Source organism: Thermoanaerobaculia bacterium, from assembly GCA_035593605.1.
In the GTDB taxonomy this organism is placed as follows: Bacteria; Acidobacteriota; Thermoanaerobaculia; order UBA2201; family DAOSWS01; genus DAOSWS01.
Genome location: DAOSWS010000018.1, coordinates 54,188 through 75,857, shown reverse-complemented (window position 1 = coordinate 75,857; position 21,670 = coordinate 54,188). Strand labels below are relative to the sequence as shown.

Sequence of the window (21,670 nt, the reverse complement as noted above, 5' to 3'; positions counted from 1 at the left end):
TTTCCTCCTGAATGTCTATTGTTCAAGATCCCCGAGATTCGAGTGGGGACGGGATGGATCAACTTTTTTGCGCGTCAGGTCAAACATCATGGTAATGCTGCGGCTGGCCCGCTGTCGAATATCCTCCGGAATTTCAACGATCTGATCGTCTCGAGGCTCCTTGAGGGCCTGAAGGACATTTCCAAGGTTCACCCGCTTCATGTGGGGACAGAGGGAGCAGGTTCCCAAAAACTCCTTTTCAGGAAATTCGACCCGGAGGCGGTCGGAGAGACCGCACTCCGTTACCAGCATGAACTGCTTCGCACCACTGTTTTTCACGTAATGCACCATATCGCCCGTCCCCCCGGCGAGATCGGCGATATCGACAACCTTCCGGTGAGATTCAGTGTGAACAAGCAATTTGGCGTTGGGATACATCCGTTTCCATGTCAGGGCCGTCTCGTAGGTAAAGGCATCGTGAACGATACAGGTTCCGTCGTAGTCGAGGATCGTCTTGGAGGTGTATTTCCTCAAGTTGGCCGCCATGTGCCGGTCAGGGAGGAAGACGATCGTGTCGTTATCGATGGCTTCCACAACGGCCAGGGCATTGGCGCTGGTACAGCATGCATCACACTCCGCCTTCACTTCCGCCATAGTGTTTACATAACAGACAAAGGCAGCGTCGGGATATCGGGTTCGCAGGTTCCGGACATCCTGCGCGGAAATCGATTCAGAAAGAGAGCATCCGGCATCGGGAGCCGGGTGCAGCACAACCTTTTCCGGGGACAGGATCTTCGCGGTCTCCGCCATAAAACGGACTCCGCAAAAGACGATCACATCGGCATCCGTATCCCGGGCAGCTTCGGAAAGGCCCAGGGAATCGCCCCGGTAATCCGATATACCGAAAATTATATCGGGAGTCTGGTAATTGTGCGCCAGGATTACGGCATTCTTTTCCCTGGCCAGATTTCGGATCTCCAGCGTTATGGGAGCATACACCCCGCAGTCTTCGAGGGTCCACCCAAGATGTTTCAGGGAATCGTGCAAACGCTCTGACTCCCTGACAATCTGCTCATCGGTCATTCCTGTGCCTCCATTGCAATTGAGGTTACCTCATGAATTCAAGTTATCCTGAATTCTCTGAGAAAGATCCAAAACTCCTGATCTTTATTCTAACACGTCAGGATGGATCGAAATTTCTTGATTATCAAAAGGTATAATAGGATTATGGACTTATACGATCAGGCAGAAGAAGCCCGGTTATCATGCCGCTATGTGGATGCCGCCCGCTTCTATCAGGAGGCCCTCGACCTGGGAATCCGTACGGCGGAAGCTCATCTCGGACTTGGTCATGTTCTTCGAATGCAGGGCGAGTTCCTTGAATCTCTGGATCACTACCAGGCAGCGATGGAACGTCCTGCGGATGAAGTATTCCGGCTGGATGCACTGCTGGGAAAGGCGCTTGCCCTCCGAGCCCTGTGCCGTCATGCCGAAGCCATTCGATACCTGAAGGAAGCCCTGGATATCTTTGACCGCACCGACGATGAAGAAGGAATGGCCTATGCACTCTGGGCCCTTGGCGGTGCGAAGCGAATTTCCGGTAAATTTACGGAAGCCCTGGAACATCTGGAAGAGGCCCTCGCCATGTACCGGGCCCTCGGGGACAGCCACGGCGAAATGTTCTGTCACTGCGGGCTGGGAGGTCTTTCCCGTATCCTGGGTCGAATCGACGCGTCCGATGAGTCCTATTCCGCTGCCCATGAACTGGCCCGACACCACGAAGACCGCTTTGCCATCTCCTATTCCCATTGCGGACTGGGAAACGTCCATCGCATGAGGGGAGAGTTTTCAAAGGCCATGGAGCAGTTTCAGAAAGCGGAAGAAGGGTACCGGATTCTGGGGGATCGCGTATCCTATGCCTACACCGTGTGGTCCATGGGAACCGTTCACAAATTGCAGGGTGAAAAGGAACAGGCTGAAACCAGGTTTCACGCCTGTCTCTCCCTTTTTGAAAGCACACGCGATCCAAGGGGGAAAATCTATGCTCTCACCGGGCTCGCCGAGATGGGAATCGGACCGGAAAATCTTGAAATCTGTTCATCCTATGCCCGGGAATATGCTCTCCCCTGGGAAGGATTGCTGGTTGAGCTGACCACCGCCCGGATCCAGGGAAGCACCCTTCCCGGCCTGGAAGATCGACTGAAAACTTTTGGAACTCTCTGGAAACCGGGTTCAGGCCCGCTCAACATCCCCTGATGGTTCGTTCGGTACAGGGCGAGTCATTTGGACAGTACAGCGAACGAGGGTCGAAGTTCCTGGCCCACCTCTTTCCCATCGGGAATGAAGATGCCTTTTTCTCCCGTCTCGAAGCTCTTCACCGTGAACATCATGCATCCCGTCATCTCTGCTGGGCCTTTCGACTGCCCGATATGGAGCGATTTTCAGACGCGGGAGAGCCCAGGGGAACGGCCGGTCCGCCCCTTTTGAATCTCCTTTCAGGTCTCGATCTTCTCCTTGCGGGCCTGATCGTCGTCCGCTATTTTGGGGGTGTCAAGCTGGGAACGGGAAACCTGGCACGGGCCTATCGAACCGCCGGAGAGGAAGCCGTTGCCGGGGCCCATCTCATTCTAATTACAGAGCAGATTGACATGATTCTCCATTCAACTCCCGCTCAGGTCGGGGAAATTTTTTCACTTCTGGACAGACTGAAAATCCAGATCATCGATCAGGCTTATTCCCCCGCACCGCGTATCTGGATCCGTGTGGAGTCATCGCGCATGGATGAAGTCATCGATGGATTCAAGGCTCGAGGATTACAGTTTGAAAGGGGAGGCCGGGCCTATCACCCGGTGAAACCCTCCTGAATTGTTCAGGAAATGGAAGAACCGGTTTCTGACGTCACGACTTCCGAATAGAGGCGCTCCATTCTTGAAACCCTGATGTCCGTGGAAAAGAAATCCACCACCCTCTTCCGGCCTGCCAGGCCCATGCGGGTCCGCTCATCGGGATTTCGGATCAGACGAAGAAGGGCCTTTCCTGTCGAGCCGGGATCCCCGGGAGGAACCAGAAACCCGGTTTCACCCTCGATCACCAGCTCCGGGTTCCCCCCGGCAGAGGATGCGACAACAGGTCGCCCCATCGCCATTCCCTCTCGCAGCGTGCCCGTAATTCCAAGTCCGGCGTAGGAAAAATCACAGGCAATGTCCTGAGCGGCGGAAATCGCGGGCATGTCGCTTCGATATCCAAGAATTACGGTTCTGCCGGTAATGTGAAGGCGATCGGTTTCTGTCTGAATCATCCTGCGGTGTTCCTCATCTTTTGCAGCCACAAGCAAAAGTCTTGCTTCCGGTGCCGATGGCGCGATCTCAGCGAACGCCTCCACGAGGGTTCTCCATCCCCGCCATTCTCGAAGTCCGGTTTGACAGACAACCACGTGATGATCTTCAAATCCAAGTTCCCTTCTGAGTCCCCGCCCGTCCTCCCGGGATGGATCGAAGCGCCTCAGATCGGTTCCGGCATAGATGGTTACGACCTTTTCCGGAGGGAGCTTCCCTGAACGAATGACAATATCGCGAATCGCATCACAGACACAGACGACTCGATGACAACGCCTGGACCTGTATTTCCCCCGATTCCAGATTGTCAGCGGAAAGGAAACCCCGCGGTTGGCGACAAAACAGGGAACGGGGACCAGCATTGAAGCCAGGAGAGCCAGGGTATGGGGTCTCCCCTTGTGGACATGGACTACGTCGACTCCTGAATGGCGGAAGGCCCGGGCCAGGCCCAGAATGGTGATCGGATCGAAATCCAGCCGAAAGGGAAGTGGAACATAGGGGATATGGTTGGAGTGGCATGCGGTTTCAACTTCGGAACCCGGTTTTCCTGCAACCGATACCGTGTGGCCTCGATCAGCCAGACTCCCGGCAAGTGCGAACATCTGGTGAACCGAACCCGTATTGAAACTCCCCTTGTCCAGGATCTGGAAGATCTTCACGGCGCCCTCAATGCCACCATGGTCAGATCATCACCGAGAGGCACACCTTCTCGAAAGGCATCCAGAGCATGGAGAACGTTGGTAATAATCAGGCCGGGGTGGCGGGGCGAACGGCCCAGAACATCAAGAAGACGGTCAAACCCGAAGATCTCATCATCCTGATCCACAGCCTCATAGAGACCGTCCGTGTAGAAAAAGAGAATGTCACCCTTACGGAAATCGACCCTGATCGATTCACCCCTGGGCCCATCCAGGAGTCCGACCGGCATGGAGGGCAGTTCCACAAGACGGGGACTACCATTGGATAGAAGGATGGGGGGCGGATGGCCGGCGTTGAAGAGGTGTAGATGCCCCTGGTGGATCGCAACCATCTGCAGCGTAATAAACTGCTCTCCCTGGACCGTCCCGGCGAGGAATTCGTGAATTCTCTTCAAAATAATATCCGGGTCCCGACCCTCATCCACAAGGGTGGACATGACACTCTTCACCATGGACATCAAAATGGCCGCCGGGACACCGTGTCCCGAGGCATCCCCGATCGTGAACAGGTGATGATTCTTTAATGAAAAGGCATCGTAGTAATCACCTCCCACACGTTCACAGGGTTCAAAGTGAACGGTCGATTCAAAGGGATTCAGGTTCAGTTTTTCCGGGAGGAGACTTCTTTGTATTGTAGAAGCAATCTCGATTTCCTTTAACATCTGATTCTTGACCATCTCCTCTTGAAGGAAGGTCTCAATACTTTCCGCCATCCGGTTAAACTGAAGAGCAAGCAGATTCAGTTCATCTCTGCGAGGACGAATCGGGATTCGATAGGTAAATTCGCCGGAGGAGAATCGCTCTCCTCCCGCTGAAAGCCGCCGGATGGATTGCGTGATTCTGACCACGGTGACGGCAGCAAAGACCAGAGTAATGGAACCCATGAGAACGATAAATCCCGTTAAAAAGAGGAGAACCTGGAGAATCAGACGCGGGGACCCCGGAGCCTGGGGAGCAAGGCTTAAGTAAAGATCTCTGGGTGAAATGCTCAGAACCACCATTGGAATCGGCCTTCCCAGATCACTTTCATGGCTTGCCCAGGGTGGAGAGGTCGGTGAGGCGGAGTGCCCCCGGGGGAGCTTCTCCGCCGGCGTTGAAATGGCGGAGGTAAGGTCAAGAAAGAGGCTGCGGAATATCAGCCGGTCAAGCCATGATTTTCCGGGTTGAATCCTTGGGCGGAAGGGTCCGGTTTTCATCTGCGATGTTATATTTCCCTCTTCAAGCTGAGAACCGATGAAAATATCCCAGTTCATCCCCCTCAGGTAGGTTGACCCCGTATTGAGAACATCATCAAGGGGCACTTCCAGCCGGATAAGCCCGGGATCATTAACGATCAGAAACCATGTGGAACCTTCCAGTTCAATGGCCGTTTCCACAAGACTCCCCATGGGTTTTGGGGACCCGGCAAGAAGAAGGCCATCATCTGATAGGACACGGGCGTTGGCTCCCGGGTACCGAGACGTGAATCCCAGAAGCATGGCAGGATCGGGGAACCGCTTCAGCTGTTGATGCCAGAACAACATTTCTTCGTAGGTCATCCGAAGTCTGGAGTCAACTTCATAGTGGAGGATAAGGCCGGCTACCGCGTAGATGACAACAAGAAGAATGGTAATCCCCATGAGAAATGCCGTCGTGGCCATGATCAGGTAGGAGAGTGTCAGCCTCCTGGAAACCTTCCAGAAGAGCCGGTGCCATAGATAGCGCACGAGAAAGACAAAAACCAGGGAAGAGATAAAGAAGGCCAATCCGGGAAAACCCGCGACAAGCCAGAACAGAAAGGCCAGGAAAACCAAAAGACAGCTTTTCAGGGATAGCCAGGACTTCACTATGATAGGATACCATCATGCGCGATATCCTGTCATATGCAGAAACGAATCGTTCCCGGTTTCTCTCCGAGTTGTCAGAGTTTGTCGCCATACCTTCCATTTCGACAGATGAAGAACACCGTCCCGATATGATGCATGCAGCGAAATGGCTTCAAAACCACCTTTCCGCTATGGGACTGGCTGCGAGGATCATGGATACGGGCGGCCACCCTGCCGTAGTCGGCGAATGGTCAGACGCTCCCGGGAAACCCACCCTTCTCCTTTACGGCCATTACGATGTCCAACCTGCCGACCCCCTGGATCTGTGGACATCCCCTCCCTTTACGCTCACGGAACGTGATGGAGCCCTCTATGCCCGAGGCATTTCCGATGACAAGGGTCAGCTTTTTATTCATTTGAAGGCCATGGAGTGCTTCCTGTCCACGAAGAGGGCTCTCCCGGTGAATGTGACTGTTCTCCTGGAAGGGGAAGAGGAAATCGGGTCTCCCAGTTTGCCGGAATTTCTGAAGAAGCATGCTTCCACTTTCCGGAGCGACATCGCGGTAATCTCGGACAACCCCATGCTTGGCAGGGGAATGCCGGCTGTGGGATACGGGTTGCGCGGACTCGCCTATTTAGAAGTTATTCTTCGCGGCCCGGCCGGAGACCTCCATTCCGGCCGATTTGGAGGAGCCGTAGCCAACCCGGCCAACGTGCTCTGCTCACTCCTGACCTCTCTCAAAGACCCGGGAGGAAAAATCACGATTCCCGGTTTTTACGACCGTGTTCGCCCGATGACGGACGAAGAACGTCAGGCTGCGAAACATCTTCCCCTCACAGAAACCGATCTTGCCAGGGCTGCGGGAGTGACCCAACTGGTTCCGGAAGAGGGATACAGCGCCATAGAATCGATCTGGTCCCGTCCTTCCCTCGACATCCATGGCCTTACCAGCGGATTCCAGGGTAAGGGCGCCAAGACAATCATTCCGTCCGAAGCCAGGGCAAAGATCTCAAGCCGCCTGGTTCCGGATCAGACTCCCGAAGAAATTCTTGAAAAAATCGAAACCTGCTTACGGCAACGATGTCCTTCGGGCGTTTCGATGGAGATAATTCGACATGAAGGAGCTTACCCGGCCATGGTGGATCGTGATGCTCCGGCTCTTCAGATGGCCCGGGATGCCGTTTCAAAGGGATTTGGAAAACCGTGCCATCTGATTCGACAGGGAGGCACCATTCCGGTCGTCTCTCTGCTGAAGCAGATTCTGGAACTGAATACCCTCCTCCTTGGATTTGGACTCCCCGAGGAAAATGCCCATGCACCCAATGAGTTTCTTTTGCTTGAGAACTTCGAAGGCGGCCTGAATTCCATTCTTCACCTCTATGACCTCCTGGGATCCTCATCAGAAATCCTCTGACCCTGCCAGGCCATTGAACCAGTATATTCACAGGTCGATCGCGGGATTTCTTCTGATACTGACCTGCTGTCTTCTCTCCCTGGCTGCTGGCTGGAACAACAGCGCGACAACGGATGAACCCTGTCATATCCTGGCAGGATACGCGATGGTTTCCCAGGGATATTATGATTTCAATCCGGAGCACCCGCCGCTGGCAAAACTTCTTTCCGGGCTCTCGCTTCTCGCCATTCATCCCGTTATGCCCTCTTCGATCCCCGGGGACCGGATGAGCCGCCTTCCTCTGCTGATTCATGAGTTCCTCTATCAGAACCGCGTTTCACCCATGGCGATTCTGAGATGGGCTCGTTTCCCCATGATCTTCTTTGTTGCCCTGTTACTCTGGCTGACCTATCTGTGGGCAAAGGAGATGTACGGAAGAGGCGTGGCTCTGGCGGCAGTGACTCTTCTCGGGACACAGCCTCTGCTCCTCGGCCAGGGGCAGGTGGTCCACACCGATGTTGCAGCAACTGTATTCTGGGTCATGTCCCTCTATGCCCTTCACCGTCTGGTTCAAAGACCGGGCCCTGCGTATTCGTCTCTTCTGAGCCTTGCGCTTGGATTCTCTTTTCTATCCAAATTTTCATCCATCTATCTGATCCTGATCGTTCTTCTTCTGGCCATGGCCATTTCCCTGATCCGCCATCGGCCCGGAATCGCCATGTGGTCTCTTGTTTCGACCCTGGGAGCCATCATTTTGATCGTGGCGGTCTACCATCTATCTATGCGAAATCAGAATGAGGACGTGGAGAAACTGGTGATCGAGCAGACGATGGCACGATTTCCGCATGACCACAGCCTCCGGACTTCTCAGCTTCTCCGCCTTGCAGAGATCAGCCCTTCCCTCGCCCATATCGCCCTGGGGCTCACCTGCGTGGAAATGACAAACCAGGAGGGCCAGGGCATCAATTATCTCTTCGGTCAGGTACGAGTCAAAGGGTTTCTTCTCTATTTCCCGTCGGCCTTTCTCCTGAAATGCACCTTCCCCCTGCTTCTCCTCTTCGGGATCAGATTTCTTCGAAGGAAGCTCACTCTGGAGGAAGGGCTTTTCCTCGTATCCCCTATCCTGATCTATTTTCTGGTATCTTCCACATCTTCGTACAATATAGGCGCACGCCACCTTCTTCCTATCGTACCCATGGTTGCCATTCTGGGAGCCTCACTCTTCACGGATAGGGGCATGAAATCCGGAATCGGGGTCCTTCTCCTACTCCAATGCCTGATTCCACTGACCGCCTTTCCTCACTACATCGCCCATGTCAATTACCTGGCAGGAGGACGATGGATGGGAGCCCATTACCTGGCTGACTCCAACCTGGACTGGGGGCAGGACTGGGTTCGCATGTCCCATACTCTTTCCAGGATGGGCATCCCGGGAAATCGTGTGACAACCGTCTACATTGGAACCGGGTTTCCTGCGGCCCACATCCATGGATCCATGAATTTTTTTGATGAACCGGCCCGTTGGCGACCCTATGTCGTTCTATCCAAACAGGTCGAACAGACGGGCGAGAGCCTGCTCCTTTTCCAGGGAAGGATCCAGGAATCCCGGGCTCTCACCGGATTCCTGAACCAGCTGCACCGGGAGGGGGAAGTCATGGTATCGACCGGAAGCACGCTGACACTGTACCGACGGAAGGAATGAAGCGTCAGAGGATCAAAGATGTTCCTGCACCTGCAGGATAAGATCTTCCAGCTTCCGTTTGGGTACGTGATGCCTTCCTTCCGGATCCCTCCAGTATCGGATATCTCCTGAGGATTCCACATCTTCCAGAATGACCTCTTCTGCTGGTTTTCCAAGAGCGAGAACAAGAAGAATCTCGTATCGATCCTCGATGTGAAGGGACGTTCGGAGACGATCGTGATCGATATGGGCAATCATGCACCCTCCCAGCCCCTTTTCTGCCGCCCCAAGCATCATGCTTTGCGCCGCAATGCCAAGATCACAACCGAACCGGTCATGGATTGAAAGGTCCCCAAGAATTACGACATAGGCTGAGGGCCGCTCCTCCGGCGCGGGACCGTTCCAGTCCGGCAGGTAGGCAGCCCAGGAAAGGGTGGGAAAAATCAGATCATTTGTCTGAGAATCACAGGAAAGCAGGAATTTCAGCGGTTGACGATTGGCGGCTGAGGGCGAAAATCTCGCCAGAATAACAAGATCACGCAAAAAACTCATATCGATTGTGTAACGCGAATCAAACCTTCGGTAGCTTCTGGAACGGGTAACCAGTTCTTGAATCATGGGAAGCCTCCTTCTTTCAGGACCGGGGATGGGCCTTTTTATACACTTCAATCAGACGCTTGATATCAATATGGGTATAAACCTGTGTAGTCGACAGGGATGCATGACCCAGCAACTCCTGGATTACCCGGAGGTCCGCACCATGCTGCAGCAGATGTGATGCGAAAGAGTGCCGAAATGTGTGAGGTGTTATCCCCTTCTGTTGAAGGGTAGCGGCAACGACACGGGCTACGATGGAACGCACCGATCGATCGGAGAGACGTCTTCCGTTCTTATTCAGAAAGAGTGCATCGGATTCCGAGGAGGGCCGGAACTCTATATAATGTTTCAGCGCATGGAGAGCGTAGGATCCATAAGGGACCATCCGTTCCTTCCCTCCCTTACCCATGACACGGACAACCTGCTCCCGAAGATTGATGGAATCCAGGTTGAGGGAAACAAGTTCCGACACCCTCAGCCCGGATGCGTAAAGAAGTTCAAAAATTGCGTTGTTTCTCTGCTCCATCCAGGAAGATCCCTCTGAATGGTCCAGCAATATTTCCATCTCTCTTTCCTGCACGGCCCGGGGTAGCCGTTTTTTTGTTCTGGGAAGCGAGATAACCTTTGCCGGGTTCCTGTCAATGATCCTCTCCTTTTTACAATAGGTAAAGAAAGATCTCAGGGAGGAAAGATGGCGGGCAATGGAGCGTCCCGAAAGGCCCCTTCGGGCCAATCGAGCAAGAAAGGCACGAATGATGCCGTGGTCAACATCGGAAGGTCCCGAAATACCCGGATAATGGTCATGGACGAAGAGGGCAAAGGAAGCGAGATCCCGTCCATAATTGGTGACGGTATGCGGGGAATAATTTCTTTCCTCCTCCAGGTATTGGAGAAAGGTACGGATCGATTCTTCCACCCTTTCACTATACACCCCGAGAACGCATTTGATAAGATGGTGTAATGGCCGGAAAACAGTATTTTCTCACACTGATCGGGATTCTTTTAACGGCGTGCGGAGGCTCTCCGCTCATCGATAATCTCCGCGTGAGAGATTTGACCTATGATGTTCCGACGAACATTCATGTGAGCGGTTCTCCCTTTGCCATCCTGGATCGCCGCTGGTTCAAAGAAAAAAAAGATGAAGAGCTCCGCATCTCGGGCGAGGCGGGGATCTGGTTTTACATACCGGACGAGTGGAATGGATCCTGTCATGTAGAAGTGGAATCTTCTGAAGGTACGGGCCTTTCCTTTGTATGGATGAATTCTTCCATCGAAGGTACTGATGGCGTTGTGGATGTACCCATGACACGGCCCGGTCTGATGCGATTATCTATCCAATCACCTTCCGAAATACCGGTTGCATCCGTATCCATCCGGATGGATGGAATCGATCTTGTCTACCGTTCTCCAGTGGATTTAAAGGATCGAGAGGGAATTTTTGCAATGGAGGAATTTTTTACAACTGGAACCTTTCCCCTTAAAAGAGACCACGTTCCTGCCGTTCTTGTGGAAGGGTCACGTGCCCTTACAATAGCCCTTCCTCAACCGATCGATGCCAGCTCTCTCACATCCCGCCTTCTGAAACTCCGCGGCAACCCGGTATCGGGCAGCCTGATCCTTCGTGGAACCGGCGGAACGGAACGGAAAATCTCGATCCAACTGTCTGAAACCGGAAATCTACGCGATCTGGAAGCAGAGTTCAAGGACCCTTTTCCAGTCACGGAGATCACACTTTCCCTGGATCAGAAGCCCGGAGACGCGGCCATGTGGCTTTCACCGTGTCTTACCTTCCAGAAGCGGCAGCCGGTACCCAACATTCTTCTCATCACCCTGGACACCACCCGGGCCGATGCCCTGGGAGCCTACGGCCGAAATCCTTCCGTCACCCCAAATCTTGATGATCTCGCCTCCACATCCCACGTCTTCCTCACGGCAAGAGCTCCGTCCCCCTGGACACTTCCCTCTCATGCTTCTCTCTTTACGGGTCTCTTACCTTCACGGCACGGGGCCGGTGTTCATATTCCCTATCTGTCACCCCGCCACGCGACCCTGGCAGAAACTTTCAGCCGACTGGGATATTGTACCGCCGGCTTTTCCGGAGGGGAGCTTACAAAAGGAAGACTGGGCCTGGCAAGGGGATTTTCTTTCTATCGGGATCCCTGGCATTTTGAGCGACGTGCGGATGATCTTACCGATGATGTCATTGACTATCTCGATTCGAACCGTGGATATCCATTTTTTCTTTTCCTCAACTACTTTGACCCCCACGCACCCTATAATGCGCCGGGAAGTGCCAAAGACAGGCTCTCTATTCAGGATTTGATCCGGAATCGGACTTCCGATGACCCTCTCTGGCAGCTTGCGCAGGGCTATCCGGAAACCTGGGATCGCTGGATGGAGGGAGCGTACCTCGACCGTGAGGGCCACGGAGAGCTGATCGAATCCCTCTACCTTGCCGAGGTTTACTTTATGGATCAGGCTTTTGGAAGGCTGATCGGCTATCTTAAGAGTAACGGCCTGTACGATTCCACCCTGATTATCGCCGTCGGGGACCATGGAGAATTTCTCGGGGAACATGGTCTGCTCACCCATACGACACGCCTTTATGAACCTGTTCTTCGTATCCCCATGATTTTCCATCTTCCGGGACAATCACAAGGTGAGCGGAGCGATCGTTCCGTTGCCCTGCAGGATATCTATCCGACTCTCCTGACGCTCTCAGGCGAGCCTGTCAGTGAGAACCTGGATGGGAGGGACCTGCTGAACCTGTCTCCCTCGGCAGGATATTTTCTCGGTGAGGAACATGAGTGCCTGCCTCTTCATCCCTTGATTTCCTGGATGAAGACCTCAAACCATCTCTACGCATTTATCCAGAGGGACGTCAAGGTTATTCTCAATATGGACGCCCTGCCGGAAGTGTACGATCTCGCAACAGATCCTGGAGAGACCCATAACCTCTGTTCCGAGCGGAGGGAATGGGTCGATCGAGTCACATCCATGGTGCAGGCCTACCGGGATTCCATATCATCCCCAGGTGCAGATATGGCCTACCCGCTCTCTCAGGACGAGACCAAAGCTCTCAAATCTCTTGGGTACCTGCAATGACCGAAATCCTGAAAGTGAACCGATCGATTTCCTTCCCGCGTGTGATTCACCTCGCAGAGGAAGTCATCCTTGACATTCCCGGATCTAAAATCCTCCAACGAGGAGAGCGTGAACTTCGTGCAGCCCTGCCCACTCCTCAGCGGTTCTATAAGGGTCAGGCAGAGGTAAGGGTTACCACCCGGGAGAGCGAAGAGGACCCGCAGGTTCATGTGGAGGTCTCACTTTCCGACCTTCGTATCACAGGCTCAGGCAAGATTGTTCTCTTCGCAGGGATGCTCGGAGTGATTCCCTGGATTCTGTGGCCCTTTTTTCCGGGCCTGATCCCCATGATTCCCCTCGGAGTCCTTTTTCTCTTCTTTGCGTGGATTGCCGCAGGCAAACGTCCACATGCCTTTACGGAGAAGATGGTTGGATTACGTCTGCGAGCCGCTCTGGATGAAACCGGTTCTTCAGAAGAACAGGGCCGGCACGCAGACTAAAGAAAAAAAATCGGGGGCCTGATCTGCCCCCGATGTTTGAATCATTTTCTGGAAATTTCAGGCCTTAACGTGACAACCTTTGCATTCGGTCGGAGCGGCCTTACCCTCTTCGTTCTTTGCCTTGTGGCAGTCTTTGCAGAGACCATGGAAGGCATTCATGACTTTGGGCGCATTCTCATCCTTACCGTGGCAATCGGTACACTTCTGCACGGCCTCCCCTTCCTTCTGGGTGTGGTGGCACTTGGTGCACTCCACTTTTATTTCTTCCACATGCTTCTTGTGTGGGAAGGTTACGGTACCGTTCTTGGCTTCCAGTGTCACGGTTTCAGGGGCATCCCCGGCGAAGAGGCCCATTGCGGCAAAACCGACAAGAAGAAAAGCGAGACAGGTTACAAGAATCAGGGTTCGTTTCATTCAGATCCTCCTTGTGATCTTCTATTCCTATACGGGCATCGAATCAAAAAATTCTTCTCAGCCCGGGGAAAACCGTTTTCTTACTTGACGTGGCAGGCTTTGCACTCTGTTGGAGCAGCCTTGCCTTCTTCATTTACGGCTTTGTGACAATCCTTGCACTGTCCATGGAAAGCATTCATGGCCTTGGGCGCACTTTCATCCACTCCATGGCAAGCCGAACATTTCTGCACGGCTTCCCCTTCCTTCTGGGTGTGGTGACACTTGGTGCACTCCACTTTATACTCTTCGGCATGCTTCTTATGGGAAAAGGTAACCGTCCCATTCTTGGCTTCCAGCGTAATGGTCTCAGGAGCGTCTCCCGCCAGAAGAACAACGGAAAAACTCGCAACAACCAGGAAAGTCAGGCTCACAACCCACGCAACGGTACGTTTCATACAATACCTCCTTATTTTATTGTAACCGACGCATCATACCATACTATTCCCGCTGAATCAATGATTGATATAATGCTTACATGAAAGGGGAAAACCTGTTTCTCTCCGGCAAAGCAGGTGATATTGAGTGTCAAATTCAATATTCAGAGACCTGTAACCATACATGGGTGGTTCTGCACCCTCACCCACTCTACGGCGGAAAGATGAACCTGCCGATTCTGTACCATCTGCGAAAGTCCATTCATGATCATCAAGGTGCAACCCTGTCGTTTAATTTTCGGGGCGTCGGATTGTCGGGAGGTCACTTCACCGGCGGGCCCGGAGAACTGGAAGACGCTTTGGTTGCCTGCGAATATCTGAGACTGCGATTTCCGGAACTTCCCGTTTCCGTTCTCGGGTATTCCTTCGGTGCCCTGATCGGGCTGGACATGGCAAAGTCCGTATCGATGGAACATCTGGTTCTCATCGGGTTTCCTCTGACCTTTCATTTTCAATATCCAGTAAAACTCTCAACCCGACGCCTGATTGCGATCCAGGGAGAAAAGGATGAGTTTGGAAGACCCGCCGACATACAACGTACATTCGGCGAACATGGTCTTGATGCAGAAGTTATTCCGGTCGAAGCCTCCGACCACTTTTTTCAGAACCATCTTTTTGATCTGATCTCTACGTTTACCGCATCGGTTTACGGTGGAGAAAAAACTTAATCCCTCCCATTGCAAAGAGAGGACAATCCATCGGAAAGAGCCTGGATTCCTTCCCGGATTTCCTCGTCGGATGTTGCGAACGAGAGTCGAATAAAACGATCATCACCAAAAACCAGACCGGGCACGGTTGCGACGTGGTATTTGTCGAGGAGGTACATCGCCATGTCCATCGACCCACTGATTCGCTCGCCAAAATAGGAAGAAACATCCAGGAAGAGGTAGAACGTACCTGAGGGTCGAATAAACTTAACCCCGGGAACGGATGAAAGCAGGTCGCACATGAGATCCCGCCTCAACTGGAAGGAGATAAGCATCTGCTCGCCTTCCGGGCGACCTGCCTGAAGGGCACGAAGTGCCGCGCGCTGGGCAATGCTGTTCGGAGAAGAAGCCATGTGGCTCTGGATGTGGGTGACGGCCTCAGCCAGAGGTTCCGGAGCGGCCAGATATCCCAGACGCCAGCCGGTCATGCAGTACGTCTTTGAAAATGAATTGACAATCAGGACCCGGTCGCGGATATGGGGAAAGGCTGCAATGGAATGATGGCGTATTTCGTCGAAGATCAGCTGGTCGTAAACCTCATCCGAAAGGATATAGATATTTCGTTTGGAAGCCCATTCAGCGAGGGATGCAACAAGTTCTTCCGGGTAGACGACACCCGTCGGGTTGTGGGGTGAATTTAGAATCACCAAACGGGTACGCTGGGAAACATAGGTATCCAGAAGCTGCGGGGTTGGGAAAAAAGAAGTTTCCGGGCCCAGAGGAACCCGTACCGGGATTCCCCCGGCAATGGTCACCATATCCGGGTAGGAGAGGAAAGAAGGTACGGGGATCAGCACTTCATCCCCGGGACCGACGGTTGCCATAATTGCCGCCGCCAGCGCGAATTTACCTCCGACCGTCACCACAATTTCCTTCGATGTATAGGAAAGGTCAAGTCGACGTCGAAGATCATCGGCAATGGCAGCCCGCAGTTCAGGAATTCCGGCTCCAGCCGTATATCGGGTAAAATTCTCTTCGATAGCCCGGATTCCCTCATCTTTGATATCCCTGGGAGTTGGAAAGTCAGGCTCCCCGATGTTGAACTTGAAAATTCTTTGACCGGACTGAGTCAGCTCCTGAACCTTTCCGGCGATGGACAGGGTAAGAGAACGCGGCAGCTTTCTGCGGATAATGTGCTCCATTTCACAAGTATATCATGGCATACATTCAGATGACTACGATGCTCAAGTTGTTCTGATTATAGGACATTACGTTTCTTAATTACGGCCTAAACCCCTATATATTCAACTATTTCACAGCTTTTTGTCCTTGACTTCCCCGGGCCTCTATGCTACCGTAACCTCCATTCCAATCGTTGACCGCGCATTCCAAATCCTGGCGCTACGAAGGAGGTCATCATGTCAATCATGGCAGGTTTTATTCTTGTTGTCGTTCTGGCCATCATTGTCGCATCCGTCATCATCTATTTCCGCCAGTACAAGAAAGTCGCACCGAACGAAGTCCTGATTATTTCCGGAAAGCGCAAATATTCCGTAAAGGCCCCCGACGGCTCCGAAAAAGTCATCGGATACCGGTACCGGGTCGGTGGCGGTGCGTTTATCAATCCCTTTACCGAGCGAGCGGAAACGATGGTTCTCGAAATCATCACTGTCAACCTTCGTACCCCGGAAGTGCTGACGAGTGGCGGCGTTCCGATCCTTGCGGAAGCCATCGCTCAGGTCAAAATTGACACCTCAGATTTCCCTCTCACTCTCGCCATCGAACAGTTTCTCGGAAAGGGAAATGAAGCGATACGCGAGGTATCGGAGGCTGTTCTGGAAGGTAAGATCCGTGCCGTAATCGGATCGATGACCGTGGAGGAAATTTCAAAGAACCGCATGCTCTTTGCCGAGAAGGTGCAGGAATCGGCGACTCCGGATTTTTCCGGTATGGGGCTCCTGTTGACCTCCTTTGCCCTGAAAGATGTCAGCGACACCCAGGGATACCTGGACGCTCTGGGCCGACCCCAGATTGCCATGGTAAAGAGAGACGCAGCTGTGGCTCAGGCTGAAGCCGACAGGGATGCCGCGATTCAGGCGTCCAAAGCCCGAAAGGAATCGGAGATCGCCCGACTTCAGGCCGAAGCCGAAATTGCCGGCAAGGCATGGGAAAATGAGGCAAAGAAAGCCAACTCGCAGACCGAAGTAAACAAGCGTAAAGCGCACGCCGACATGTCCTACGAGCTGGAACGCAATAAACTTGCCAAAGATCTCAAGAAGGAAGAGTACGTGGTGAAGCGTCTTGAGAAACAGGAAATCATTGAGCTGGAAAAACTGGAAGTCGAACGCAAGCAGCGCGAGCTGGAGGCGAATGTGTTGAAGCCCGCCGAGGCCCGTAAGATCCAGGTTCAGGCCGAGGCAGAGGCCGAAAGCTTCCGGCTGTCTACGGAGGCCAAGGGAAAAGCCGTGGCCAAAAGTTCCGAAGCGGAAGTCGAGGCGAAGCGAATCGAACTTATCGGGCAATCCGAGGCCAAGGCCATTTTGGAACGGGCCAAAGCGTATGAGCATTATAACCAGGCCGCTATCTACAAGATGATCATGGACGTCATGCCTGAACTGGCACGGTCGGTTGCAGAGCCTTTGTCCCGCGTTGAGAAAATTGTCATGGTGGGTACGGACGGCAAGCTGGGAAGCGCAAAAATCACCGGACAGGTATCGGAAGTCCTGGCTCAGCTCCCCGAGGTCGTCCAGTCGCTTACCGGCTTGGACATTTCAAAAATCCTCAAGGAAAAGCTCCAGGAGGAAAAAGATTAAGACGTTACCCCCGAGGTGAACTGTGATATCGGACAGAGTTAAAAAAATCGGTGCGTCGCCAACCTTGAGAATTACAGCCAAGGCAAAAGCCATGAAGGCTGAAGGAATCGATGTCATCGATCTGAGCGTGGGGGAACCCGATTTTCCCACTCCGGAAGCGATCAAGGCAGCCGGAAAGCGGGCGATTGACGAGAATTTTACACGCTACACAGCCAGTGACGGGATCCCAGAACTGAAATCGGCCATCATCCAGCGCATCCGGGAGGACCATGGCCTCTCCTACACACCCGCGGAAATTCTTGTATCCTGCGGGGCAAAACATGCCCTTTACAACGCCATTATGGCGCTGGTAAACGAAGGGGACGAGGTTATCATTCCGGCTCCCTACTGGGTTTCATACCCGGAGATGGTGAACCTTGCCGGGGGAGTTCCCGTCATCCTTCAGGCAAAGGAAGAGAACCATTTCCGGATCACGCCCCGGCAACTTCGTGCTGCAATTACTGCCCGGACCAAGGTCCTGATTCTCAATAATCCTTCCAATCCAACGGGAGCGGCATACAGCAGGCTGGAACTTGAGGCACTTGCGGACATCGTATTAGAAGAAGACCTTTTCGTGATCACCGATGAGATTTATAAAAAACTGGTCTACGATGATTTTTCCTTCACGTCGTTCCCTGCGGTTCGGGAGAAACTGCGATCCAGGGTTCTAGCCGTCGACGGAATTTCCAAAGCCTATGCCATGACCGGCTGGAGAATCGGGTTTGCCATGGGCCCTGCCGACCTGATCAGTGCCATGGCCAAGATCCAGAGCCACAGTACCTCAAATGCCACCTCCATCGCTCAAAAGGCAGGGGTTGAGGCTCTTAAGGGACCCCAGCATGAGGTTTCCCGGATGCTTCAGGAATTCCAGAAGCGTCGGAACTATCTCCTTTACAGGCTGGGAACCATTCCGGGGGTTTCCTGCCCGAAACCGGACGGCGCCTTCTACTGTTTTCCCAATGTTTCATCCTACTTCGACAGGGAATTCGAAGGCACGCTCATCCGCAACTCCTACGGGATGGCCTATTACCTGTTGAAGCACGCGGGTATTGCCCTGGTTCCCGGAGCCGCATTCGGCTCCGATGAGTTTATCCGGATTTCCTATGCAACCTCGATGGAGAATATCGAGCGCGGGATGGATCACATGGTTCAGGCACTGGGTGCCCTGAAAACACCGCGAAAGGTAAAGAAACTCCGCCTGGCCAACACGGGAACCAGGGTTCAAAAACAGGTTCCCCTCGACACCCGCGTGGAGCGGGAGCGAAGAAATGCGCTGGTGGCGGAAGCAGAAGCCCACCTGAGTCACGACCAATACTTTGAATGGAATGCCAACATCAACGGCGTGCTGGTTCAGCTGCGAACCAATATCGGGCATCTGGTCGATTTCTGGACGGAAAACTGGTATCCAGCTCAACTGGAAGCCGACATTGAACCCCACGGTATCATCTATGCGGTGGACGGCGTCACGGGGAGAGAACCCCACGCCTTTTACTGCTCCGATGCAAAGACCGGAATCCTTTTTAATACTGACCATTATGGAAGTCTTCGCCGTCTGGCCCTCGGCCTGGTTTCCGATGTTTCCGAACGTCTCTTTGACACCCATGCGGTTCGAGGTATGTCCCTGGACATGGATGGCTGGGGTGTTCTCCTGATCGGGCCAAAGGGAACCCATAAATCCGAAATCTTCTTTAACCTCCTTGGAAATGCCGGAACGTTGTTTCACTCCAGCGACATGCTTTTTGTGCGGTACGGCGGCGGGTTTGCCCTTGCCGACAACCCGGAAAGAAAAATCTATATGCCCACGGCTTCGGCCGAGCTCTACTCCCCCCTTCCCCGGCTCTTTGACCGCTCAAAGTGTGAAAACGTGGTCATGAAAAAGGAGGACTGCTCAAACTCCGCCTGCCTTGCCCTGGAAGACTGCCGCCTGGACCGGGGATCACCCTATTGTTACAAAGCCTCATCTAGGGCACACGCCATGCTCGATCCATACTGGCTGGGCGGCATGCAGAAACACGTCAAGCGAATTGATATCCGCCATACATTTCTCCTGACGGCGGACCCGCTGAGTTCACCGTTCGAACCCCTTCAGCCCGAGGAAGCCGTGCGGATTCTGGAAACAGGACAGGCCTATGGAGTGAGCCGGGAACCTGAATCTACGAGAAGTCAACCCTTTTACAATCCATACTTTTTCTTTTCCGACTCCGAGCATCTTGATCATCAGACCCGTTCCTTCAAGAAACTGTTCCGCACATCCCGCTGCTACCGGGTGAACACGACCCGTCTCACACCAACGGAGGTGGCCAGAAAAATCCGTCAGATCATCGCGGAGGGAGAATAACCATGAGCCAGGACACTAGCTACCTCAAAAAGTTTGCGGAAGACCTTGAGGCCCACCTCAAGAGCCCAACGATTCGGCACCTCGATCTGGGAGGATTGGAATCGAAGGCCCGTGAATATGGACACAAGACATCCTTTGGATCCTATGGATGGCGTTCCTTTATTTCAAATCGACTTGCGGCAAAGACCGTATATCTTGGAAGTGACCGGGTGCAGCTTCCCAATCCCTCTGATTTTCAAAATCGCCTTGTGGAAAGCGCTCCGGAAGAGCTGGCCAAGGTGCTTCACTTCCTGAAGACCCTTCCCTTTTATCATCTGCAGAGACAGATGGGAAACAACGATCACTTCAACCCCACCTGCGACCTCTATGTCTGCTGCGCCGACCCTAAAAATTACCGTCTCGGATACATGTGGGGTCACACGATGTTCAAGCCCGCCGGCAGACCGGGCCCACGGATCACGATGATTCACATCCCTGAAGAACATCAGATCCGTCAGCAGATTCTATCCATTCCCGAATACAACATCAATATTGCCCTGGGTACCGACTATATGGGAGAAGATAAAAAGGGCTTTCTGCGCCAGGCCATGTGGCTATCGGAGCAACAGGGGATGCTGGGTCTGCACGCGGGTACCAAAATGTGTACGGTAGTTGACACGGAGACGGGAAAACTGAAGCGGTACGGCGTCTTTTTGTTTGGACTGACGGCCACGGGCAAATCGACGTGGTCATGCCACCAGCTGGGTCTGGATCCTGACAGGGGAGAAAAGGTCGATGTCGCTCAGGATGATATCGTCTTTCTCAGACCCGATGGTTCGGCCCTGGGATCGGAAAATGGCTTCTACGTAAAGACAGACATACGCAAAGAACAGCAGGAAGCCATGTACTACGCTCTAACCGATCGGTCGGCTCTCCTGGAAAACGTCATGATCAAAGCCGATGGTTCGGTGGACTTTCTGGACGAAGAACTCTGCGCCAACGGCCGCGGAATTGTGATGCGGGACAAGCTCAGGGTGTTGAGAGACGGAAAGCTGGTTTCCATTTCAGCAGATTCTGTCAATCTGCCCCCTCTTTCCGAACTGGACGGACTTTACTTCGCCTTCATCACCCGCAGGAACACGATCATGTCCTTTGCTCAGGAACTGACACCCGAGCAGGGCGTTCTGGCCTATCTCTGGGGTGAATCGACCCACAGCTTCGCCACCAATCCGGCAAAGGCCGGAGAATCAGTCCGGATCGTCGGAACCGATGACTTTATCATCGGTTCGCGCGCTCACAAGGTCAACCGATTCTACGATATTGTCATGGGATTATCCCAGGCTCACCCCGGAAAAGTGAAATTTTTCCAGTACAACACCGGAGGGATGGGCGAAATCATAGAGATGACCGACGAGGGCGGGCAAAAGCGAAAACGACTGATTCGAAAGACGGAGCGTGTTCCGCTGTCCCTCATGTCGGCCATCCAGAGGGGAGACCTTCGCGGTTCCAACCGTTACGAAACGGGTATCCTTGGAACCCGGTCCATCGTGGCCTGTGAAGGACGGGAGCTTTCGGATTGGGATGTCCACAAGCTCTACAGCGACGAGCAGATTGCACACTATATCGTGGATCTCATCAAGGGTCGAAGGGATTGGACAGAAGAGATTGCCAGGGAAGGATTGCGGCCGGAAGTGATTCGAGCCGCAGAAGAGTCCTTCCGGATTGAGCATCAGGCCAAAAAGAGCATGGTGGCTCCCGGTGGACCCTCCGGTGATCGGGAAGTCGTCTATGTGACAGAAAAGCAGGCAAACCGCCCCCGGAGACCCGGCGTCTGGCGCTGGCGTTGAGGAAGGTTCCGAACCTGAAGCACTCTCGATGACATCCAGTAAACCAG

The 21,670-nt window shown here is 53.4% G+C and carries 18 protein-coding genes; 10 read left to right on the top strand and 8 right to left on the bottom strand.

Going from position 1 to position 21,670, the window contains the following annotated elements:
* Window positions 1-15: 15 nt before the first annotated feature.
* Window positions 16-1,062, bottom strand: coding sequence for a quinolinate synthase NadA (gene nadA, locus PLD04_10155; GenBank protein ID HXK68696.1), 1,047 nt, complete (start codon window positions 1,060-1,062; stop codon window positions 16-18).
* Window positions 1,063-1,206: 144 nt separating this feature from the next.
* Here nadA and PLD04_10150 point away from each other — a divergent pair, with 144 nt between their 5' ends.
* Together PLD04_10150 and PLD04_10145 are read left to right on the top strand one after the other, a co-directional pair.
* Complete coding sequence (locus PLD04_10150; GenBank protein ID HXK68695.1) at window positions 1,207-2,235, top strand: tetratricopeptide repeat protein; 1,029 nt, start codon at window positions 1,207-1,209, stop codon at window positions 2,233-2,235.
* On the top strand, window positions 2,235-2,843 hold the full coding sequence (locus PLD04_10145; protein HXK68694.1) for a YigZ family protein: 609 nt from the start codon (window positions 2,235-2,237) through the stop codon (window positions 2,841-2,843). Before PLD04_10150 ends, PLD04_10145 begins: the two co-directional genes overlap by 1 nt.
* Window positions 2,844-2,848: 5 nt before the next feature.
* Here PLD04_10145 and PLD04_10140 read toward each other — a convergent pair whose 3' ends face one another.
* Together PLD04_10140 and PLD04_10135 are read right to left on the bottom strand one after the other, a co-directional pair.
* Window positions 2,849-3,973 carry a glycosyltransferase family 4 protein gene (locus PLD04_10140; protein ID HXK68693.1) on the bottom strand — a complete coding sequence of 375 codons (1,125 nt, stop codon included), beginning with the start codon at window positions 3,971-3,973 and terminating at the stop codon, window positions 2,849-2,851.
* Window positions 3,970-5,838: a SpoIIE family protein phosphatase gene (locus PLD04_10135; GenBank protein HXK68692.1), complete on the bottom strand. Its 1,869-nt coding sequence runs from the start codon at window positions 5,836-5,838 to the stop codon at window positions 3,970-3,972. The genes PLD04_10140 and PLD04_10135 overlap by 4 nt, the downstream gene beginning before the upstream one ends.
* A gap of 17 nt (window positions 5,839-5,855) precedes the next feature.
* Between PLD04_10135 and PLD04_10130 the strand changes: the two genes are divergently transcribed.
* Window positions 5,856-7,232 (top strand): dipeptidase, encoded by a 1,377-nt coding sequence (locus PLD04_10130; protein ID HXK68691.1) that lies wholly within the window; start codon window positions 5,856-5,858, stop codon window positions 7,230-7,232.
* 13 nt (window positions 7,233-7,245) lie between these two features.
* Entirely contained in the window at window positions 7,246-8,913 is a 1,668-nt protein-coding gene (locus tag PLD04_10125) for a glycosyltransferase family 39 protein (protein HXK68690.1), read from the top strand.
* Window positions 8,914-8,925: 12 nt separating this feature from the next.
* Here the strand turns inward: PLD04_10125 and PLD04_10120 are convergent, their stop codons facing one another.
* Complete coding sequence (locus PLD04_10120) at window positions 8,926-9,510, bottom strand: nitroreductase family protein (protein HXK68689.1); 585 nt, start codon at window positions 9,508-9,510, stop codon at window positions 8,926-8,928.
* Between the two features lie 16 nt (window positions 9,511-9,526).
* The gene (gene xerC, locus PLD04_10115; GenBank protein ID HXK68688.1) at window positions 9,527-10,405 is read right to left on the bottom strand and encodes a tyrosine recombinase XerC; all 879 of its coding nucleotides are present in this window, start codon (window positions 10,403-10,405) and stop codon (window positions 9,527-9,529) included.
* 44 nt (window positions 10,406-10,449) lie between these two features.
* Between xerC and PLD04_10110 the strand changes: the two genes are divergently transcribed.
* Together PLD04_10110 and PLD04_10105 are read left to right on the top strand one after the other, a co-directional pair.
* Complete coding sequence (locus PLD04_10110) at window positions 10,450-12,594, top strand: sulfatase (GenBank protein ID HXK68687.1); 2,145 nt, start codon at window positions 10,450-10,452, stop codon at window positions 12,592-12,594.
* Window positions 12,591-13,073 carry a hypothetical protein gene (locus PLD04_10105; GenBank protein HXK68686.1) on the top strand — a complete coding sequence of 161 codons (483 nt, stop codon included), beginning with the start codon at window positions 12,591-12,593 and terminating at the stop codon, window positions 13,071-13,073. Before PLD04_10110 ends, PLD04_10105 begins: the two co-directional genes overlap by 4 nt.
* Window positions 13,074-13,130: 57 nt before the next feature.
* Here the strand turns inward: PLD04_10105 and PLD04_10100 are convergent, their stop codons facing one another.
* Both PLD04_10100 and PLD04_10095 read right to left on the bottom strand, forming a co-directional pair.
* A complete protein-coding gene (locus tag PLD04_10100) occupies window positions 13,131-13,487 on the bottom strand; it encodes a cytochrome c3 family protein (protein ID HXK68685.1) in 357 nt (118 codons plus the stop codon).
* Window positions 13,488-13,567: 80 nt separating this feature from the next.
* The gene (locus PLD04_10095; protein ID HXK68684.1) at window positions 13,568-13,921 is read right to left on the bottom strand and encodes a cytochrome c3 family protein; all 354 of its coding nucleotides are present in this window, start codon (window positions 13,919-13,921) and stop codon (window positions 13,568-13,570) included.
* A gap of 80 nt (window positions 13,922-14,001) precedes the next feature.
* Between PLD04_10095 and PLD04_10090 the strand changes: the two genes are divergently transcribed.
* Window positions 14,002-14,628 carry a hypothetical protein gene (locus PLD04_10090; protein HXK68683.1) on the top strand — a complete coding sequence of 209 codons (627 nt, stop codon included), beginning with the start codon at window positions 14,002-14,004 and terminating at the stop codon, window positions 14,626-14,628.
* Here PLD04_10090 and PLD04_10085 read toward each other — a convergent pair.
* Window positions 14,625-15,809: a pyridoxal phosphate-dependent aminotransferase gene (locus PLD04_10085; protein HXK68682.1), complete on the bottom strand. Its 1,185-nt coding sequence runs from the start codon at window positions 15,807-15,809 to the stop codon at window positions 14,625-14,627. The genes PLD04_10090 and PLD04_10085 overlap by 4 nt on opposite strands.
* Window positions 15,810-16,025: 216 nt before the next feature.
* Here PLD04_10085 and PLD04_10080 point away from each other — a divergent pair, with 216 nt between their 5' ends.
* From PLD04_10080 to PLD04_10070, 3 genes are read left to right on the top strand one after another with little or no spacing between them, the layout of a single operon-like run.
* A complete protein-coding gene (locus PLD04_10080; GenBank protein HXK68681.1) occupies window positions 16,026-17,420 on the top strand; it encodes an SPFH domain-containing protein in 1,395 nt (464 codons plus the stop codon).
* A gap of 22 nt (window positions 17,421-17,442) precedes the next feature.
* A complete protein-coding gene (locus tag PLD04_10075) occupies window positions 17,443-19,797 on the top strand; it encodes a pyridoxal phosphate-dependent aminotransferase (GenBank protein HXK68680.1) in 2,355 nt (784 codons plus the stop codon).
* 2 nt (window positions 19,798-19,799) lie between these two features.
* Complete coding sequence (locus PLD04_10070; protein HXK68679.1) at window positions 19,800-21,623, top strand: phosphoenolpyruvate carboxykinase (ATP); 1,824 nt, start codon at window positions 19,800-19,802, stop codon at window positions 21,621-21,623.
* Window positions 21,624-21,670: the final 47 nt, after the last annotated feature.

Coding starts and splice junctions, on each gene's coding strand:
- nadA (HXK68696.1), bottom strand. CDS start 1,062: ATGACCGATGAGCAGATTGTCAGGGAGTCAGAGCGTTTGCACGATTCC.
- PLD04_10150 (HXK68695.1), top strand. CDS start 1,207: ATGGACTTATACGATCAGGCAGAAGAAGCCCGGTTATCATGCCGCTAT.
- PLD04_10145 (HXK68694.1), top strand. CDS start 2,235: ATGGTTCGTTCGGTACAGGGCGAGTCATTTGGACAGTACAGCGAACGA.
- PLD04_10130 (HXK68691.1), top strand. CDS start 5,856: ATGCGCGATATCCTGTCATATGCAGAAACGAATCGTTCCCGGTTTCTC.
- PLD04_10120 (HXK68689.1), bottom strand. CDS start 9,510: ATGATTCAAGAACTGGTTACCCGTTCCAGAAGCTACCGAAGGTTTGAT.
- PLD04_10110 (HXK68687.1), top strand. CDS start 10,450: ATGGCCGGAAAACAGTATTTTCTCACACTGATCGGGATTCTTTTAACG.
- PLD04_10105 (HXK68686.1), top strand. CDS start 12,591: ATGACCGAAATCCTGAAAGTGAACCGATCGATTTCCTTCCCGCGTGTG.
- PLD04_10100 (HXK68685.1), bottom strand. CDS start 13,487: ATGAAACGAACCCTGATTCTTGTAACCTGTCTCGCTTTTCTTCTTGTC.
- PLD04_10095 (HXK68684.1), bottom strand. CDS start 13,921: ATGAAACGTACCGTTGCGTGGGTTGTGAGCCTGACTTTCCTGGTTGTT.
- PLD04_10090 (HXK68683.1), top strand. CDS start 14,002: ATGAAAGGGGAAAACCTGTTTCTCTCCGGCAAAGCAGGTGATATTGAG.
- PLD04_10085 (HXK68682.1), bottom strand. CDS start 15,809: ATGGAGCACATTATCCGCAGAAAGCTGCCGCGTTCTCTTACCCTGTCC.
- PLD04_10080 (HXK68681.1), top strand. CDS start 16,026: ATGTCAATCATGGCAGGTTTTATTCTTGTTGTCGTTCTGGCCATCATT.
- PLD04_10070 (HXK68679.1), top strand. CDS start 19,800: ATGAGCCAGGACACTAGCTACCTCAAAAAGTTTGCGGAAGACCTTGAG.